This window comes from Pseudomonas migulae, assembly GCF_024169315.1.
GTDB lineage: Bacteria > Pseudomonadota > Gammaproteobacteria > Pseudomonadales > Pseudomonadaceae > Aquipseudomonas > Aquipseudomonas migulae_B.
The window spans coordinates 1,474,474-1,493,318 of record NZ_JALJWR010000001.1; the positions used below are offsets into that span (position 1 = coordinate 1,474,474).

Consider the following 18,845-nt stretch of genomic DNA (forward strand, 5'->3'; position numbering starts at 1 on the left):
AAGGTCGCTGATTATACATGGCCGTTGGCAGGCCGACCTCTGCTCCTTGCAAAGGTGTCCAGCGCCCATTCGAACTTCGAGATTGGGTCTTTACAAATAAAATGTTACCGGTAACATCAGGCCATTCGAACGCCGACGGCGGTGATGATTCGCCTGTTTGTCGCCTCCTGCGGTGGTTCACTTTCCGCTGATATGCCTCTAACAAGAGATAAAAACCATGCCCGAAAACACTCCTCTGCCTCTGCGAAGTCAACAATGGTTTGACGATCCCAGTCATGCTGACATGACCGCGCTCTACGTCGAACGCTTCATGAATTACGGTATGACGCGCGAGGAATTGCAATCGGGCCGTCCCATCATCGGCATCGCTCAAACCGGTAGCGATCTCGCGCCGTGCAACCGTCATCACCTCGAACTCGCGCAACGCACCAAAGCAGGTATTCGCGATGCCGGCGGCATTCCGATGGAGTTCCCGGTGCACCCGATGGCCGAACAAACCCGGCGTCCGACTGCCGCACTGGATCGCAACCTGGCGTACCTGGGCCTGGTCGAGATTCTTCATGGGTACCCGCTGGATGGCGTGGTGCTGACCACTGGCTGCGACAAGACCACCCCTGCCTGTCTCATGGCGGCCGCGACGGTTGATATCCCGGCGATCGTCTTGTCGGGCGGTCCAATGCTTGATGGGCACCACAAAGGCAAATTGATCGGCTCCGGCACGGTGCTCTGGCATGCGCGCAACCTGCTCTCCAGTGGAGAGATCGATTATGAAGGCTTCATGGAGATGACCACGGCGGCCTCTCCTTCGATCGGTCACTGCAACACGATGGGTACCGCGTTGTCGATGAACGCGCTGGCCGAAGCGCTGGGTATGTCGCTGCCCGGCTGTGCGAGCATTCCGGCCGCCTATCGTGAACGCGGCCAGATGGCGTATGCGACTGGCAAGCGCATCGTCGACATGGTCCGTCAGGATATTCGTCCTACCCAAATCATGACCCGCGAAGCCTTTGAAAATGCCATTGCCGTGGCGTCGGCCTTGGGGGCTTCGACCAATTGCCCGCCGCACCTCATCGCTATCGCGCGGCACACCGGCATCGATCTCAGCCTGGAAGACTGGCAACGGATTGGCGAAGACGTGCCCCTGCTGGTCAATTGCATGCCCGCCGGGAAATACCTTGGCGAGGGTTTCCACCGCGCGGGCGGCGTCCCGGCAGTCATGCACGAACTGCAGAAAGCCGGGCGACTGCATGAAGGCTGCGACACGGTCTCAGGCAAGACCGTTGGCGAGATCGTCAGCCATACGGCCGCCAGCGATACCGATGTGATCCATGCGTACGAAAATCCCTTGATTCAACGGGCCGGGTTCATCGTGCTGAGCGGTAATTTCTTCGACAGCGCCATCATGAAGATGTCGGTGGTGGGCGAAGCATTCCGCAAAACCTACCTGTCCGAGCCGGGCGCGGAAAACAGTTTCGAAGCCAGAGCCATTGTTTTCGATGGCCCCGAGGACTATCAGGCGCGCATCAACGACCCGGCTCTGGACATCGACGAGCGTTGCATTCTGGTGATTCGGGGCTGCGGCACCGTGGGTTATCCGGGCAGCGCCGAAGTGGTCAACATGGCCCCACCCGCAGCACTGATCAAACGAGGCATTGACTCCCTGCCCTGCCTGGGTGATGGACGCCAGAGCGGGACCTCGGCCAGCCCGTCGATACTCAACATGTCCCCTGAAGCCGCGGTGGGGGGCGGCATCGGTTTGCTGGAAACCAATGATCGCCTTCGCGTCGACCTCAACGCTCGCCGCGTCGATCTCCTGGTGGATGAGAGCGAAATGGCACGCCGCCAGGCGGCGTTCAAACCGTCCTTTCCAGCCTCGCAAACGCCATGGCAGGAACTCTACCGACAGCAGGTTGGCCAACTCTCGACCGGTGGTTGCCTGGAGCCCGCGACCTTGCACCTGCGGGTCATCGCACGCAGCGGCGACCCACGTCATTCCCACTGAATTGCCACTTCTGCCGAGGTTTTTTTCATGCCCCAAACAAACGTTGCCATCACATTGTCGGATTTGAACACTCCAGCCCAGGACCTCGCGGAAGGCACCTGGATCGGTCGCGTGTGGATTCCTGGCGCCACGGCAGGGCCTGCCATCGTCCTGCTTAAAGACCGCGAGGTCTATGACATCAGCGTTCGGGTGGCGACCGTTTCGGCCCTGCTTGAACTCGATGACCCCGTTGCTTACCTGCGCAGCCTGCCATTGGAGCAGGCGCTAATCAGCGTTGACGCGTTACTGCGCAACAGCGATGTCTCGATGCGCGACGAAACACAGCCATGGCTGCTGGCGCCGATTGACCTGCAAGCGGTAAAAGCCGCCGGGGTGACCTTCGCCACCAGCATGCTTGAGCGGGTGGTCGAAGAGCAGGCCAAGGGCGACCCGGCCAAGGCCGATAGCATTCGCGCAACGCTGGTAGCGAGCATCGGTACTGACCTCGGGGACATCGTGCCGGGCTCTTCCCAGGCCGCCGCGCTCAAGGAAGTGCTGATCAGCCAGGGCATGTGGTCGCAGTACCTCGAAGTGGGCATCGGCCCGGACGCCGAGATATTCACCAAAGCTCAGCCGTTGTCAGCGGTGGGTTACGGATCGGACATTGGTATCCATCCGAAGTCCAGCTGGAACAATCCAGAGCCCGAAGTGGTATTGGCCGTTTCCAGTCTTGGCAAGGTACAGGGCGCTACGCTGGGCAATGACGTCAACCTGCGCGACTTCGAAGGGCGCAGTGCGTTGTTGCTTTCCAAAGCCAAAGACAACAATGCGTCGACCGCGCTTGGGCCGTTTATCCGACTGTTCGATGAAACCTTCAGCATCGAGGACGTGCGCACGGCAGAAGTCGCACTGCGTGTCCTAGGCGACGATGGTTTCATCATGGATGGCAGCAGCTCCATGAATCAAATCAGCCGCGACCCGCTGGATCTGGTCGCTCAGACACTCAACGAAAACCATCAGTACCCGGACGGCTTTGTGCTGTTCCTCGGCACGCTGTTTGCCCCCAAGCAAGACCGCGATCTACCCGGCGGAGGCTTCACCCATAAAGAGGGTGATCTGGTCGCCATCAGCAGCGCCAGGTTCGGCACGCTGGTCAACCGCGTGACGACAAGCGATCGCGCGCCGGCCTGGCAGATGGGTTATCGCGCCCTGCTCGATAACTTACACGGTCGCGGGTTGGTTTCTGCCGCGATCAAGCCACGCTAGCCAAAACGAGAATGCCTATGAACGCCAGCACCGGACACAACTTTATCAATGGCGCACGCAGCGCCGAAGGTCACTCGCGCCTGCAAAGTTTCGACGCCACCACTGGGCAGGAACTGCCGGGCTACTTTACTGAAGCCACGCGAGAGGAAGTGGATGCTGCCGCCCATGCGGCGGCGGCGGCCTACCCGCTGTACCGCACCCTGCCGCCCCTTCGACGCGCGGCGTTTCTCGACGCCATCGCGGATGAGCTCGACGCCTTGGGTGACGAATTCATCGCGACGGTCTGCCGCGAAACGGCGCTGCCGGCCGCACGTATTCAGGGTGAACGTGCCCGTACCAGTGGGCAGATGAGACTGTTTGCCAAGGTGCTGCGACGTGGGGATTTCTTTGGGGCACGTATCGATCGTGCCCTGCCTGACCGTCAACCCCTGCCCCGTCCCGATCTGCGCCAATACCACATCGGTATCGGCCCGGTCGCCGTATTCGGCGCCAGCAATTTTCCCTTGGCCTTCTCTACGGCGGGCGGTGATACCGCCGCTGCGCTCGCGGCCGGTTGCCCGGTGGTATTCAAGGCACACCCCGGGCACATGGATACGGCGGAATGGGTCGCTCTGGCAATCATTCGCGCCGCCGAACAGACCGGAATGCCGCCCGGTGTCTTCAACATGATTTACGGCGGGATGGTCGGTGCCTGGCTGGTGCAACACCCGGCAATCAAGGCTGTTGGCTTCACCGGTTCGCTCAAGGGCGGCCGGGCGCTGTGTGACATGGCAGCGGCAAGACCAGAACCCATCCCGGTGTTCGCCGAGATGTCGAGTGTCAATCCTGTACTGGTGCTGCCAGAGGCCCTCAAGACCCGTGGTGCAAACATTGCGGCCGAGGTCTGCGCCTCTGTGGTTCAAGGGGCAGGACAGTTCTGCACAAAACCTGGAATGGTGATCGGAATACGCTCTCCCGAGTTCGATGCGTTTCTCGATGAGCTGACCTGGCAGATCAACGCTCAGCCTGCACATACCCTGCTCAACGCCGGCGGGCTGTGCAATTACTCCGATGGCCTGACCCGCCTGCATGATCATCCGCAGATCCACCATCGAGCGGGGAATCCTCAAGCAGGTATCCAGGCTAACCCACAACTGTTCGAAGCGGACGCAGAACTGCTGATCAACCATGACGAACTGCTGCAGCACGAGGTGTTTGGCCCGGTTGTAGTCGTCGTTGCGGTCAATGACCGGCAACAGCTGCAGCACGCGCTGCACGGTTTGCAGGGGCAACTGACCGCGACCTTGATTGCCGAACCTGCGGATCTGGAGATGTTTGCCGAGTTGATTCCAGTGTTGGAACTGAAGGCGGGTCGCCTTTTGCTCAATGGTTACCCGACCGGTGTCGAGGTCTGCGATGCGATGGTTCATGGCGGCCCCTACCCCGCCACCTCGGATGCCCGAGGCTCGTCCGTAGGAACGCTGTCGATCAACCGCTTCCTGCGACCGATCTGCTTCCAGAATTACCCGGACAGTTTGCTTCCCGACGCATTGAAAAACGCCAATCCGCTCGGCATTCAACGCCTGGTAGACGGCGCCAGCACAAATGAGCGTTTGCGTTAATGCGCCAATTAGATCTCGTACTACGGCGATGTTAAATCGGCCGTCTCTTGCGCTTTTGGACAAGCCGCATCCCTGCTTCGGGCCCTTGGCAAAGGGAATGTCGAATGACTACTTCTGGCCAAACCAACCCTTCTAACCCCACAACAATCAACCAATTGCACCCGGCACCACTAAAGCGCCCTGCTGGTATTCACGGGGCGTACAGCCAAACTCGCGACGAAACACCGTGTGCAGATACTGTGCGGATTTGAATCCACACGTGCGGGCAACTTCCGCAATCGCTGTCTCGGTATTTTCCAACCCGCTCGTCGCCGCCGCCAGTTTGAAATGCAGAATCTCATCATGCACGCTGCAGCCCCTCACAGTGCGAAAGTGCGACTCCAGCGATGAGCGAGAGACGCCGACATAAGCTGCCACTTGCGCGGTCTTGATGCCCTGGCAGGCATATTGGCGGATAAACAGCAGCGCTTGCATGACGTAGGGGTTGCCCAACGGTTGGTGCAAACTCGACACCTGCACGTTGATCGCATCCGGCGGGATCAGGATGTGCGTGCCGGTGGACGGCATGCCGTGCAGCATCTGGTGGAGCAGTTGCGCGGCGGTGCGGCCCATAGTTTCGGTGCCCTGAATGACTGAACTCAATGGGACCCGGGTCAGGCTGCGTGTCAGCGGATCGTTGTCGATGCCGATCAACGCCACCTGCTCCGGTACGGCGATTCCGGCGGTCAGGCAGGCCTGCAGCAACTGCCTTGCACGGGCGTCACTGACGGCGATGATACCTATGGGTTTAGGCAGGCTTTGCAGCCAGGCGATCAGTTGTTCGACGGCGCTGTCCCAGAGAGGTGCGCTTGTGCCCATGCCGCGGTAGACCTCGGCATGCAGGCCGTCACGTTGCATCAGCCGTCGAAAGGCTTTTTCCCGCTCCTGCGCCCAACGATTGGCCTGCGCTTCAGGCAGGCTGAAGCAGGCAAAACGCTGCAGCCCCGCCTCGATCAAGTGCGCGTAAGCCAGGGTGATCAATGCGTTATTGTCGGTGGCAACATAAGGGATTCCTTTCGGGTAGGCGCGCTCATCCTGATAAGAACCACCCACCGCCACCACCGGCAACTTGATGTCGGCCAGCGCCTCGCCAATCAGCGGATCGTCGAAGTCGGCAATGATCCCGTCACCCTGCCAGCGCTCGATCCCTTTCAACCGGCAGAGAAAATCCTCCTCCAGGAACAGGTCCCAGGACGCGCGAGTGCTGCTCAGGTAGTTGCCGATGCCGCTGATGATACCCCGGTCATAGATCTTGCTCCCGTTGAACAACAGTGCGATGCGGTGAACAGGCGGTACTGTTTTCATTATTTTCAGGCTTGTTCCGGGGCCCCTTCTCATGGAGGCGGTTTGCACAGACTAGGCGCGCAGACCACGAATCTCAATACGCAAAATCGCACCCAGTGTTGGTGATTTTCATAATCAGCAGGCATGGGGCCGTTGCTAGTATCGAGACACCGCCAAGAACAACAAGGACATTGCCAATGCTGTACTTCCCCGATGTCGACAAGATTCGCTACGAAGGCCCTTCCAGCGATTCTGTCCTCGCCTTCCGTCACTACGACGCCGACAAAATCATCCTCGGCAAACCCATGCGCGAACACCTGCGCATGGCCGCCTGTTATTGGCACACCTTCGTCTGGCCGGGCTCCGATGTGTTCGGCGCAGGTACTTTCAAGCGCCCGTGGCAACACGCCGGCGACCCGATGGAGCTGGCGATTGGCAAGGCGGAAGCCGCGTTCGAGTTCTTCTCCAAACTGGGTATCGACTATTACTGCTTCCACGACACGGATGTCGCCCCGGAAGGCAATTCGTTGAAGGACTACCGCAACCACTTCGCGCAAATGATTGATCATCTGGAGCGACATCAGGAGGAAAGCGGGATCAAGCTGCTGTGGGGCACCGCCAACTGCTTCAGCAATCCGCGCTTTGCCGCCGGCGCCGCCAGCAACCCGGATCCCGAAGTGTTTGCCTTCGCCGCTGCCCAGGTCTTCAGCGCCATGAACGCGACCCAACGCCTGAAAGGGTCCAACTACGTGTTGTGGGGCGGTCGCGAAGGCTACGAAACCCTGCTCAATACCGACTTGAAACGTGAACGCGAACAACTGGGTCGCTTCATGTGCATGGTGGTCGAGCACAAGTACAAGATCGGTTTCAAAGGTGACCTGCTGATCGAACCCAAGCCGCAGGAGCCGACCAAGCACCAATACGATTACGACAGCGCCACCGTGTTTGGCTTTCTCCAGCAGTTCGGCCTGGAAAAGGAAATCAAGGTCAACATCGAAGCCAACCACGCGACCCTGGCCGGTCATAGCTTTCATCACGAGATTGCGACCGCCATCTCGCTGGGGATTTTCGGCAGCATCGACGCCAACCGCGGTGATCCGCAGAACGGTTGGGACACCGATCAGTTCCCCAACAGCGTCGAAGAAATGACCCTGGCCACCTATGAAATCCTCAAGGCCGGCGGGTTTAAGAATGGCGGGTACAACTTCGACTCCAAGGTTCGCCGCCAGAGCCTCGGTGAGATCGATCTGTTCCATGGTCACGTCGGCGCAATGGATGTCCTCGCCCTGTCCCTGGAGCGGGCAGCCGCCATGGTGCAGAACGATCAGCTTCAACTGCTCAAGGATCAACGCTACGCCGGCTGGCAGCAGCCGTTCGGGCAGGCGGTGCTGACGGGTGAGTTCAACCTCCAGTCATTGGCCGAACATGCCTTCGCCAACGAACTGAATCCGCAGGCCGTCAGCGGCAGGCAGGAAATGCTCGAAAACGTCGTCAACCGGTTCATCTATCGCTGATCGCCATGGCGTCTGCGGGCGCAACAACGTTGTGACATTCGCACGACAAATCTGTGTCCGCCGCGTCTGCCAATTCTCTACAGTTCTACCAGCCCGAGACTCATCGTCAGGCAGTGTCTTTCAAACAAAAACAAAAGGACGCACCACCATGAAGAATGTGAAACGCGCGCTATTGGCCAGCGCCCTGGCGCTGCTGTCGCTACCGGTGATGGCCGATGCTGCCCACCCGAAAATCGGTTTCTCCATTGATGATCTCCGGCTGGAACGCTGGTCGCGTGACCGCGATTACTTCGTCGCAGCGGCGGAGAAAATGGACGCCAAGGTCTTTGTACAGTCGGCCGATGCCAACGAGCAAAAGCAGATTTCGCAAATCGAAAATCTCATTTCCCGTGGCGTCGATGTGATCGTCATCGTGCCGTTCAACGCCACGGTCCTGACCAATGTAGTGGCGGAAGCGAAGAAAGCCGGGATCAAGGTCGTGTCCTATGACCGCCTGATACTCAACGCGGATATCGACGCCTACATTTCCTTCGATAACGAAAAAGTCGGCGAGATGCAGGCCAGCGGCGTGCTGCGCGCAGCGCCCAAGGGCAATTACTTCCTGCTCGGTGGTGCGCCTACCGACAACAACGCAAAAGTCCTGCGCGAAGGTCAGATGAAAGTGCTGCAACCGGCCATCGACAAGGGGGATATCAAGATCGTAGGCCAACAATGGGTGAAGGAATGGAACCCGACCGAAGCGCTGAGCATTGTTGAAAACGCCTTGACCCGCAACAACAACAAAATCGACGGCATCGTCGCTTCCAACGACGCCACGGCAGGTGGCGCCATCCAGGCATTGGCCTCTCAGCAACTGGCCGGCAAGGTGCCGATTTCGGGGCAGGACGCAGACCTCGCAGCGGTCAAGCGAGTGATCACCGGCACGCAAACCATGACCGTGTACAAACCGCTCAAACTCATCGCCTCCGAAGCCGCCAAGCTCTCGGTGCAACTGGCGCGTAACGAGAAACCCGCCTACAGCTCGCAATACGACAACGGCAGCAAAAAAGTCGACACCATCCTGCTCACCCCGACTCCGTTGACCAAGGACAACATCGACTTGCTGGAACAGGACGGGTTTTACACCAAGGCGCAGATTGCCGGGCAGTGATCATCGCCCGGTAATGCCCCCTTCAGGAGCCAGCTCGCTCCTGCGGGGACCCGCCTCGTCCCTGCCGCTATGAGTCTCTGCCATGTCCGACTATCTGCTGCAAATGAACGGTATCGTCAAAACCTTCGGCGGTGTCACAGCGCTCAATGGCATCGACATCAAGGTCAAGCCGGGGGAATGCGTAGGGCTTTGCGGCGAGAATGGCGCCGGCAAGTCCACGCTGATGAAGATCCTTTCCGCAGTGTACCCCCACGGCACCTGGGACGGAGAAATCCTCTGGGACGGTCAACCACTCAAGGCGCAATCGATCAGCGAAACGGAAGCCGCTGGCATCGTCATCATTCACCAGGAACTGACCCTGGTTCCCGACCTGTCGGTGGCCGAGAACATTTTCATGGGCCATGAACTAACGCTGCCCGGTGGGCGGATGAATTACCCGGCGATGATCCACCGCGCCGAAGCCCTGATGCGTGAATTGAAAGTGCCGGACATGAACGTATCGCTGCCGGTTTCGCAGTACGGCGGCGGCTATCAGCAGCTGGTGGAAATCGCCAAGGCACTGAACAAGCACGCGCGCCTACTAATTCTTGACGAGCCTTCATCGGCCCTGACCCGTTCGGAAATCGAGGTGCTGCTGGACATCATCCGTGACCTCAAGGCCAAGGGTGTTGCCTGTGTCTACATCTCCCACAAGCTCGATGAAGTGGCCGCCGTGTGCGACACCATTTCGGTGATCCGCGATGGCAAACACATCGCCACGACTGCCATGGTGGACATGGATATTCCACAGATCATCACCCAGATGGTCGGACGGGAAATGAGCAACCTCTACCCCACCGAGCCACACGACATTGGCGAGGTGATTTTCGAGGCCCGCCACATCACTTGCTACGACGTCGACAACCCCCAGCGAAAACGAGTCGACGATATTTCATTCAGCCTCAAACGCGGGGAAATCCTCGGCATCGCCGGACTGGTCGGCGCAGGCCGCACCGAACTGGTGACAGCGCTGTTCGGCGCCTACCCCGGTCGCCAAGAAGGCGAAGTCTGGCTGGACGGCCAACTCATCGACACCCGCACGCCGCTCAAGTCAATCCGTGCCGGCCTGTGCCTGGTGCCCGAGGACCGCAAGCGCCAGGGCATCATTCCAGACCTGGGCGTCGGCCAGAACATCACCCTGGCCGTGCTGGACAGCTACTCGAAACTGACCCGCATCGATGCCGAAGCCGAACTGGGCAGCATCGATCGAGAAATTTCACGCCTGCACCTCAAGACCGCGAGCCCGTTCCTGCCAATCACCAGTCTGTCCGGCGGCAATCAACAAAAAGCCGTATTGGCGAAGATGCTACTGACCAAGCCCCGGGTGCTGATTCTCGATGAGCCCACCCGAGGTGTGGATGTCGGCGCCAAGTACGAGATCTACAAGCTAATGGGGGCGCTGGCGGCCGAAGGCGTGTCGATCATCATGGTGTCGTCAGAGCTGGCCGAAGTGCTCGGCGTTTCCGACCGCGTTCTGGTGATTGGCGAAGGCCAGTTGCGGGGTGACTTCATCAACCACGGACTCACCCAGGAACAACTGCTCGCCGCCGCACTCAGCCAGCCTGATGGCCATAACAATAATGATCGGAAATCCGCGTAAATGAACCAGGTCAAACAGCTCTTCACTCGCTACAAGATGCTCGCGCTGGTGTTTGCCGTGGCGTTTATCTGGCTGTTCTTCAGCTGGCAGACCGAGGGCGGATTCCTGACACCGCGCAACCTTTCCAACCTGCTGCGCCAGATGTCCATTACCGGGATTCTCGCCTGCGGCATGGTGCTGGTCATCATCAGCGGAGAGATCGATTTGTCGGTCGGCTCATTGCTGGGCCTGCTCGGAGGCGTCGCAGCTATTCTCGACGTGGTCTACCACGTACCGTTGCTGGCGAACCTGTGCCTTGTGGCCCTGTGCGGGCTGCTGATCGGCCTCGCCAACGGCTACATGGCCGCCTACCTGCGCATTCCGTCATTCATCGTCGGGCTGGGAGGCATGCTGGCTTTCCGCGGCATTTTGCTGGGGATTACCGGCGGCACGACCATCGCCCCGGTATCGCCGGAACTCGTCTACATCGGTCAGGGTTATTTGCCCCACACAATCGGCACGGGCCTGGGCGTTCTGCTGTTCGCACTGACGTTGTTCCTGACTTGGAAACAACGACGCAATCGCGCCCTTCATGGCCTTGCGGCACATTCACTGGTGCGTGACGTCGTGCGTGTGCTGTTGATCGGCGCGGTGCTAGCCGGATTCGTCCAGACCCTCAACAGCTATGACGGCATTCCCGTGCCGGTCCTGCTTCTGCTGGTTCTGCTGGGCGGTTTCAGCTACGTGACCAGCCAGACCGTGTTCGGCCGGCGCGTGTATTCCGTGGGCAGCAACATGGAAGCGACACGTCTGTCCGGTATCAATGTGCAGGCCGTGAAGCTGTGGATTTTCGGAATCATGGGAGTCATGTGCGCCCTCGCCGGCGTGGTCAACACCGCACGCCTGGCCGCCGGTTCACCCTCGGCCGGAAGCATGGGCGAACTCGACGCCATCGCCGCCTGCTTCATCGGCGGCACTTCCATGCGCGGGGGGTCCGGCACCGTTTACGGCGCCCTCCTCGGCGCACTGGTCATTACCAGCCTGGACAACGGCATGTCCATGCTCGACGTCGACAGTTACTGGCAGATGATCGTCAAGGGCAGCATTCTGGTGTTGGCCGTGTGGGTGGATGTGAGCACTCGGACTGGGCGACGTTGATCTGCTGTGTATGAAGTGATCCGCGGCAGTCTGCTTATAGGGAGATGCGATTTTTCGTGACGGTTGTACTGCGGCCACCGATGGTCAGCCACCCTTGGATTTGGGTAGAAAGTTGCCTCTTCCAACAGGCAGCTATCGGTCAGAAACGGACACTCATCCGACGCTTTTTTCGGCCAGAAACCGCCGATTTGAAGACATTCATGAAAAGGATTTCCACTCGTTCGGCCTAGACTCAGACCGCTGTCTACATACGGAAAATGGATTTATGCAGATTCAAATTATTTACACCCAAACAGGCGTGTTGCTCTCCAAGCATCCTTACCCATCGTGGAGAGAGATTCAAAATCAGTACACTGACTATATGACTTCGCTCGGCCCCTGGGATGCAGAAATGGTCATCCTGACAAAAGGGCCAACAGGTTGCTCATTGACAAGTAGCCCCCCTCAATCCCCAGCCTGCGACAACGGCCTGGCCACCTGCTCCAACGCTCGACGCTCCGCAGCCACTCCCCACACCGCTTGCACCACCGCTGCCACACACATGAGCGCGGCGCCTATCAGGTAACCCGTCAACAGGCTGCTGCGCTGCTGGGTCTGGATCAGTTGGCCAAACAGCGTTGGCCCGATGATGCCGCCCAGGCCGGTGCCGAACGCGTAGAACACGGCGATGGCCAAGGCGCGGATTTCCAGCGGGAAGGTTTCTGCCACGGTCAGGTAGGCCGAGCTGGCCGCTGCCGAAGCGAAAAAGAAGATCACCATCCACGCGGCGGCTTGCTGGGTGACATCCAGCCAGCCCTGCTGGAAGGCATAGCCATTGAGCGCCAGCAGGATTCCGGACGTTGCGTAGGTGAAGCTGATCATCACGCGTCGGCCGATCACGTCAAACAGGCGCCCCAACAGCAGCGGCCCGCAGAAATTACCCAGTGCCAAGGGCAATACGTACCAACCGACATGCTCGGCGGGCACCTGGTAAAAATCGGTGAGCACCAGCGCATAGGTGAAGAAGATCGCGTTGTAGAAAAAGGCCTGCGCAGCCATCAGGGTCATCCCCACCAGCGCCCTGCGCCGGAAGCTGACGAACAGGGTATGGAAGATCTCCGCCAGCGGCGTATGGTCCCGCGCGTGCAGGCGCAGGGGTTGGCTGGTCACGGCCGGCAGTTCATGGCCTTGTTCGCGCAGACGCGCTTCGATGCCTTCGACGATCCGTTGTGCCTCATCGTGCCGACCATGGATCAACAGCCAGCGCGGGCTTTCCGGCAGCCACAGGCGCATCACCAGGATCAACAGGCCCAGCGCTGCACCGATGCCGAAGCACAGGCGCCAGCCCAGGTCGCCGCCGACCACGTGCGGATCCAGCAGGACGATGGCCCCGCCGGCGCCAAGCGCTGCGCCTAACCAGAAGGTGCCGTTGATGGTCAGGTCGACCCAGCCGCGATAGCGTACCGGGGTGAATTCCTGGATGGTCGAATTGATCGCCGTGTATTCGCCGCCGATGCCCATGCCCGTGAGGAAGCGGAACAGCAGGAAGCTTTCGAGGCTGAAGGAGAACGCCGTGGCCGCCGTGGCGCCTACATACAACCATAACGTCATGAAGAACAGCCTGCGCCGCCCGAGGCGATCGGTCAGCCAGCCGAACACCAGGGCACCCAGCACGGCGCCGGCGATGTAGATGCCGCCGGCCAGGCCAATATCGAAGTTGCTCATGCGCAGGTCGGGGCTGTTTTTCAGCGCGCCTGACACCGAGCCGGCGAGGGTCACTTCCAGGCCGTCGAGCAACCAGGTGATGCCCAGCGCGAACACCAGCAGTGAGTGAAAACGGCCCCACGGCAAACGGTCCAGGCGTGCTGGAAGATCGGTTTCGAATATCGCGCCGGGCTCGCGGCTATGCAGCGGTTGGTGGGTCATCGCCACATCGTGGTCATGTGCAGTGCCATGTGAGTAGGAGTTAGCCCCTGCATCGGGAGTTCAAAATTGCGCTCCCGGGTTGCACGCCCACTGCCCATGGCAAGGAACCCCGCTCATGCCCTGCGCGTAGAGCAATACTCCACAATGAGCTGGGTGACCGCCGCCACAATCGCCTGATCCGCTTCAGGTGAGGTGAATAACCGAAACTCCGCATCCGGCAACTCCGGCAACCCTTGTTCAGCCCCAAGTACTGCCAGTCCTTGCCGCAACTGACTGAGTGGCATGGGCGCTATCGCGAAACCTGCAAGCGCCGCTGCCTGCAACCCGGCCGTGCTGCTGCATAACATGGCCGTGCGTTGGGCGATCCCCGCCTGAGCCAGTCGCTTCAGCGCTACCTCGCGATAAGGGCACGGCTCGGGGAACAGGGCCAGCGGCAACGGCGTCGGTAGCTGCGTGACGGGTTGCGCCGACCAGGCCCACACCAGCGGCTCTTGCCAGAGCAGTAGCCCCGCTTCGCTGGTTTCGCACAGAGAACCGATGACCAATTCCAGATGCCCTTGCTTCATCAGCGCCAGTAACATGCCAGGAATGCTCACTTGCACGTCGATCTCCATCCCTGGGTACTGCGCGGCGAAATCCTGGAAAGTGCGCAGCAGTCGAGATTCGACGAAGTCTTCGGACACCCCAATCCGCAGCCGCCCGTGAAACGGCGTACGCGTCAGTTCTGCCCAGGCATCGCGATTCAACACAAGGATCGTGCGTGCATAAGACAGCAGGCGCTCGCCATCGGGCGTCAGTTGCTGGGAACGGGTGGTCCGCGTCAGCAGCGGTTTACCAATCTGTTCCTCCAGTCGCCGTACATGGCCACTGACCGCAGACTGAGTAAGGTGCAGCTTTTCGGCTGCGCGACTGAAGCCTTCTTCATCGACCACAGCGACAAATGTTTTGAGCAGCAGCGTATCGAACATAGTTTTATACGTGATCAATTGAGTGTTAATTCACAATTTATATTTCAATTACAACTATGTTGCAATGCCTCCCTACCCCAGCAATCGAGGCGCACCATGACGACTCTTCTCCACATTGAATGTTCTCCACGCAAGCAGCGTTCGGCGTCCCTTGAAGTCGCCCGCAGCTTCATTGCGCGTTATCAGGAACACACCCCGGACACCGAAATCATCACGCTCGACCTCTGGAACATGGCATTGCCGGAATTCGATGATCAGGCGATGGAGGCCAAATACGCCGGACTCAATGGCACCGCCCTGACCCCGGCGCAACAGGCCGCCTGGAACACCTTGAAGGATCTGGCTGCGCACCTGCACCGCGCGGATGTGCTGGTGATGTCCGTACCGCTCTGGAATTTCAGCATCCCGTACAAACTCAAACACTTCATCGACCTGGTCTCGCAGAAAGACATCCTGTTCAGCGTTGACCCGGAGCGCGGTCTGGAAGGCATGCTGCACAACAAAACCGCCGTGGTGGCCTACGCCCGCGGCCTGGATTTTTCGGCGCAGTCGACCACACCGGCAGAGCGCTTCGACTTCCAGAAGCCCTATGTGGAAGCCTGGCTGCAATTCATCGGTGTGACCGATGTGCATTCGGTGATCGTGGAGAAAACCATCCTGGGGGAAGACGTTGATCGTGACGCGCGCGAGGCTGCGACTCAGCAAGCCAGGAGATTGGCAGATGATATTTGTCGCTGACGGACAGTAGAAGGCAGGGGCGGGATTTTACCCGCCCCTCCAGTGGCCTAGCTTCGTACGAAAGCGAGCAAATCGGCGTTGATTGCATCGGCGTTCGTCGTGGGCATTCCGTGGGGATAGCCCGGGTAGGTTTTCAGCGTGCCGTTTTGCAACAGTTTGGCGGACAAAGGCCCGGAGTCTTCATAAGGCACGATCTGATCATCATCCCCATGCATCACCAGCACGGGGATCGTGATGCTTTTCAGATCGTCGGTAAAGTCGGTCTGAGAGAAGGCCACGATCCCGTCATAATGGGCTATTGCACAGCCCATCATGCCCTGCCGCCACCAGTTCCGGATGATGCCCTCGGATGGTTTTGCACCAGGGCGGTTATAACCGTAGAAAGGTCCGGCCGGAACGTCATGGTAGAACTGTGCGCGGTTGGCTTTCAGCTGTGCCTGCAAGTCATCGAAAACCGACTTTGGCAAACCGCCCGGATTGCTCGGGGTCTGAACCATCAACGGTGGCACCGCGCTGATGATCACGGCCTTCGACACCCGGTCTTCACCGTGGCGAGCTATGTAATGGATGACTTCACCGCCGCCGGTGGAGTGCCCCACATGGACGGCACCCTGCACGCCAAGATGGTCGACGACGGCCGCGACGTCATCAGCATAGTGATCCATGTCGTGCCCGTCCCAGACCTGACTCGATCGCCCGTGGCCGCGGCGGTCGTGGGCAATGACCCGGTAGCCGTTCGCCAGGAAAAACAGCATCTGCGCATCCCAGTCGTCCGCACTGAGTGGCCATCCGTGATGAAAGAAGATCACTTGGGCATCCCGTGGACCCCAGTCTTTGTAAAAAATTTCGACACCGTCCTGCGTAGTGACATACCCCATGTTCGCCTCTCCTCAATGAAATGTTGCGCCGCTCGGCCGCCAGTTCACTTCAGGTTTAAAGTCAGCTTTAAGGTCAACGGCTTTTTGGGTGGAATATGAGAATAGGCGAACTGGCGAAAATCAGCGGGTTGGCGCCTTCACGAAGCAGGCGGCCTGATCAAATCTTGAATAAGCGGCGCTAACGCGATGCCGCCAGGCATCACCTTCGCTTCCGGCGTGCCTCCTCAGCCTCCGCCAGCGCCTGACGAACCAGCGCCCTCGCCGCCCACGCAGACGCATCGAGTGATTCTTCAACGCTTGCGCCACTGATATCACGCACGGCGATCAACGCCTCGGTGCCGATGACGATCGACAGCGCCTGCTTCAGGCGTTTGCGCGCCCGGGGTGTGAGCACGTCCTTCAGCGAGTCGACGATCGGCTCGATGTAGCTCATACGTCGGCCCGGTCGCAGGGGTTCGTGAGTCTCGCTTTCAAGCCACACCGACATGAACGAGCGTTCCATCACGTGCAGGCCGATCTCGTCGTCGATCAAGAGTTTGTTCAACGCGTTCGCGGCCAGGCCAATGCCCTTTACCGGATCGTCTCCCGGCCGCCAGAAGCTTTCCAGCGGCTTCATTTCGCGGTCGGCCGCCATCTCGCTGATCAACGCCTCGGTCGAGGGAAAATAGCGATACGCCGTGGCGCGCGAGACCATTGCGCGTTCAGCCACTTGCGCAACTGTCGGGTGTTGGCCCTCTTCGCGCAAAGCAACGGCGGCATCGATCAGCGCCTGGCGCGTTCGCAGCTTCTGGTTGGCGCGACCTTGCGGATCACCGTTGGGGTTCGACGGGCTTGACTTCGGAGTGGGCATGGAATATATGAGACCCTGTCTATTCGTGAGACACAGTCTCACAATAGACATACGACAACCAACCTGCAAGGGTCGCCCATTACATTTCAGCAACTGAGCGCGCCTCAGGGCGCATGAGGTGAATGCCATGAATCACAACCCCCGTTCGCGGACCTGGTTTCGGCTCGCTGCGATCTACTTTGCGCTTGGCGTGATGCTGGGCGTGGCGATGGGCGCTTCCGGCGACCACTCGCTGTTCGCGGTACATGCCCATGTCAATCTGTTGGGATGGGTGTCGATGGCCCTGTTCGGCATCATCGGCACCGCGCACCCGTCCATCACCGAAGGGCGCGTGGCGGCAGCCCAGTTCTGGACGTACAACCTGGGCGTCCCGGTGATGCTCGGCGCACTGACGCTGCGCCTCAAGGGCTTCGCGTCGGTCGAGCTGGCGCATCCGTCCTGATTGGTTGCAGTGTGCTGCTGTTTGCGTGGCTGGTGTTCTCGCGCATCGGTGTCGCGGATGAACGCTTGAACAGCGCGGCACGGGAATCGCGCCTGTCATAACGCGGATGACGATTAGCGGTTTTGGGGCAGCGTATCGGAGCGGGGCAAGAGCTGCCCCAAAGCGATGGCTGCCCTTTGTCCTATGCTTGAATCCAACTCCCCACGCCGGACATCGACATGCCTGCCCCCGAATCCGCCCTCCTCCAGAGCTGGCACCACAACGCCCAAGCCTGGATCGAAGCCATCCGCACCGGCACCATTGAAAGCCGCCTCAAGGTGACCGATCAGGCGATCGTGCTGGCAGTGACAGGCCGCCAGCCCGAGCGCGTGCTCGACCTGGGGTGTGGCGAAGGCTGGCTGTTGCGCGCGCTGGCTGAACGGGGCATCGAGGTGGTCGGTGTGGATGGCGATGCGACGCTGGTCGAGGCGGCGCGGGCAGCGGGCTCTTCGCAGGTGCAGCTGGCAAGCTATGGAGAATTGGCGGAGGCGCAGGTGGACATCGGCCGCGACTACGACTTGATCTGCGCCAACTTCGCACTGCTGCACCAGGACATCATCCCGCTGCTCGCTGCCATGAACGCCCTGCTCGCCCCGGGTGGTGCGCTGGTCATCCAGACGCTGCATCCGTGGACCGCAGCGGCCGGCGACTATCAGGATGGCTGGCGGGAAGAGACGTTCACCGGGTTCAAGGGACAGTGGCAACCAATGCCGTGGTACTTGCGCACCTTGTCCAGCTGGCTCAATGCGCTGGACATGGCGGGTTTTCAGCTGGTCAGTTTGCAGGAGCCACAACACCCGCAAAGCCCCGTGCCGCAGTCGTTGTTGTTGGTGGCCGAACCACGGGGGTGAGTAACGATTCTGCACAACCCGCTTCTAACCTGCGCCTTCTTACTCCCGCTCTTTCGTCGAACGGATGAGATTGCCCCGCAACTTCACAATCGCCTTCTGCATTTGCACGAAGTCGTCAGGGTCAAGACCGGTTTGCGGGAAGCCATCTTCCGAGAGACCTTCACGCAGTTTTCGCCCCTCTTTCGTGAGGCTGATCCGCACCTGGCGTTCGTCTTCCGGGTCGCGCTGGCGCAGCACATACCCCATTGCCTCCAGCTTCTTCAGGATCGGCGTGAGGGTGTTGGATTCCAGGAACAGCTTTTCGCCGAGGCTGCCAACGGTCTGGTTGTCTTCCTCCCACAGCGCAACGAGGGTGATGTATTGCGTGTAGGTCAGTCCGAGCCGTTCGAGCATTGGCTTGTAAGCCTTGCCGAACGCAAGGTTGGAGGAATAGACCGCAAAACACAGGAATTCAGAGAGCTTCAGGTCGAGGGCGGCTGTCTTGTCGGTGGTTTTCATGGGCATTCTCTTTGGCCAGTCTTGCAAGGCTGAAACTGTACATCGTATGCGATGATATCGGAAGT

The 18,845-nt window shown here is 59.8% G+C and carries 15 protein-coding genes and 1 pseudogene; 10 read left to right on the top strand and 6 right to left on the bottom strand.

From position 1 onward, the window contains the following. Nucleotides 1–217 precede the first annotated feature (217 nt). The 3 genes from J2Y86_RS06685 to J2Y86_RS06695 are packed head-to-tail and all read left to right on the top strand — an operon-like array spanning nucleotide 218 to nucleotide 4,848. Nucleotides 218–2,002 carry an IlvD/Edd family dehydratase gene (locus tag J2Y86_RS06685; RefSeq protein WP_084321192.1) on the top strand — a complete coding sequence of 595 codons (1,785 nt, stop codon included), beginning with the start codon at nucleotides 218–220 and terminating at the stop codon, nucleotides 2,000–2,002. A 27-nt stretch (nucleotides 2,003–2,029) separates the two neighbouring features. Further along, nucleotides 2,030–3,247, top strand: coding sequence for a fumarylacetoacetate hydrolase family protein (locus J2Y86_RS06690; RefSeq protein ID WP_253429018.1), 1,218 nt, complete (start codon nucleotides 2,030–2,032; stop codon nucleotides 3,245–3,247). Nucleotides 3,248–3,264: 17 nt separating this feature from the next. Beyond that, a complete protein-coding gene (locus tag J2Y86_RS06695; protein WP_253429020.1) occupies nucleotides 3,265–4,848 on the top strand; it encodes an aldehyde dehydrogenase (NADP(+)) in 1,584 nt (527 codons plus the stop codon). A gap of 147 nt (nucleotides 4,849–4,995) precedes the next feature. Here J2Y86_RS06695 and J2Y86_RS06700 read toward each other — a convergent pair whose 3' ends face one another. Continuing rightward, entirely contained in the window at nucleotides 4,996–6,192 is a 1,197-nt protein-coding gene (locus J2Y86_RS06700) for a XylR family transcriptional regulator (RefSeq protein WP_253429022.1), read from the bottom strand. Nucleotides 6,193–6,368: 176 nt separating this feature from the next. Between J2Y86_RS06700 and xylA the strand changes: the two genes are divergently transcribed. The 4 genes from xylA (at nucleotide 6,369) to J2Y86_RS06720 (ending at nucleotide 11,611) form a co-directional block, all read left to right on the top strand. Further along, nucleotides 6,369–7,685, top strand: a complete 1,317-nt coding sequence (xylA, locus tag J2Y86_RS06705; protein ID WP_253429024.1) for a xylose isomerase — start codon at nucleotides 6,369–6,371, stop codon at nucleotides 7,683–7,685. 148 nt (nucleotides 7,686–7,833) lie between these two features. Further along, on the top strand, nucleotides 7,834–8,835 hold the full coding sequence (gene xylF / locus J2Y86_RS06710; RefSeq protein ID WP_253429026.1) for a D-xylose ABC transporter substrate-binding protein: 1,002 nt from the start codon (nucleotides 7,834–7,836) through the stop codon (nucleotides 8,833–8,835). 82 nt (nucleotides 8,836–8,917) lie between these two features. After that, a complete protein-coding gene (gene xylG / locus J2Y86_RS06715) occupies nucleotides 8,918–10,474 on the top strand; it encodes a D-xylose ABC transporter ATP-binding protein (RefSeq protein ID WP_253429028.1) in 1,557 nt (518 codons plus the stop codon). Further along, nucleotides 10,475–11,611: a sugar ABC transporter permease gene (locus J2Y86_RS06720; protein WP_253429030.1), complete on the top strand. Its 1,137-nt coding sequence runs from the start codon at nucleotides 10,475–10,477 to the stop codon at nucleotides 11,609–11,611. A gap of 444 nt (nucleotides 11,612–12,055) precedes the next feature. Here the strand turns inward: J2Y86_RS06720 and J2Y86_RS06725 are convergent, their stop codons facing one another. Continuing rightward, complete coding sequence (locus tag J2Y86_RS06725; RefSeq protein ID WP_253429032.1) at nucleotides 12,056–13,516, bottom strand: MFS transporter; 1,461 nt, start codon at nucleotides 13,514–13,516, stop codon at nucleotides 12,056–12,058. Nucleotides 13,517–13,629: 113 nt separating this feature from the next. Next, on the bottom strand, nucleotides 13,630–14,484 hold the full coding sequence (locus J2Y86_RS06730; protein ID WP_253429034.1) for a LysR family transcriptional regulator: 855 nt from the start codon (nucleotides 14,482–14,484) through the stop codon (nucleotides 13,630–13,632). Between the two features lie 96 nt (nucleotides 14,485–14,580). Here J2Y86_RS06730 and J2Y86_RS06735 point away from each other — a divergent pair, with 96 nt between their 5' ends. Beyond that, the gene (locus J2Y86_RS06735) at nucleotides 14,581–15,222 is read left to right on the top strand and encodes an FMN-dependent NADH-azoreductase (protein ID WP_253429036.1); all 642 of its coding nucleotides are present in this window, start codon (nucleotides 14,581–14,583) and stop codon (nucleotides 15,220–15,222) included. 47 nt (nucleotides 15,223–15,269) lie between these two features. On the opposite strand, the gene J2Y86_RS06740 is transcribed toward J2Y86_RS06735, so the two are convergent. Beyond that, nucleotides 15,270–16,100 carry an alpha/beta fold hydrolase gene (locus tag J2Y86_RS06740; protein ID WP_253429038.1) on the bottom strand — a complete coding sequence of 277 codons (831 nt, stop codon included), beginning with the start codon at nucleotides 16,098–16,100 and terminating at the stop codon, nucleotides 15,270–15,272. A gap of 199 nt (nucleotides 16,101–16,299) precedes the next feature. Next, complete coding sequence (locus tag J2Y86_RS06745; protein ID WP_253429040.1) at nucleotides 16,300–16,950, bottom strand: TetR/AcrR family transcriptional regulator; 651 nt, start codon at nucleotides 16,948–16,950, stop codon at nucleotides 16,300–16,302. A 127-nt stretch (nucleotides 16,951–17,077) separates the two neighbouring features. Here J2Y86_RS06745 and J2Y86_RS06750 point away from each other — a divergent pair. Then, nucleotides 17,078–17,493, top strand: a pseudogene (locus tag J2Y86_RS06750) (hypothetical protein). A 117-nt stretch (nucleotides 17,494–17,610) separates the two neighbouring features. Further along, on the top strand, nucleotides 17,611–18,282 hold the full coding sequence (locus J2Y86_RS06755; RefSeq protein WP_253429044.1) for a class I SAM-dependent methyltransferase: 672 nt from the start codon (nucleotides 17,611–17,613) through the stop codon (nucleotides 18,280–18,282). Nucleotides 18,283–18,321: 39 nt separating this feature from the next. Here the strand turns inward: J2Y86_RS06755 and J2Y86_RS06760 are convergent, their stop codons facing one another. Further along, a complete protein-coding gene (locus J2Y86_RS06760; protein ID WP_253429046.1) occupies nucleotides 18,322–18,780 on the bottom strand; it encodes a MarR family winged helix-turn-helix transcriptional regulator in 459 nt (152 codons plus the stop codon). Nucleotides 18,781–18,845: the final 65 nt, after the last annotated feature.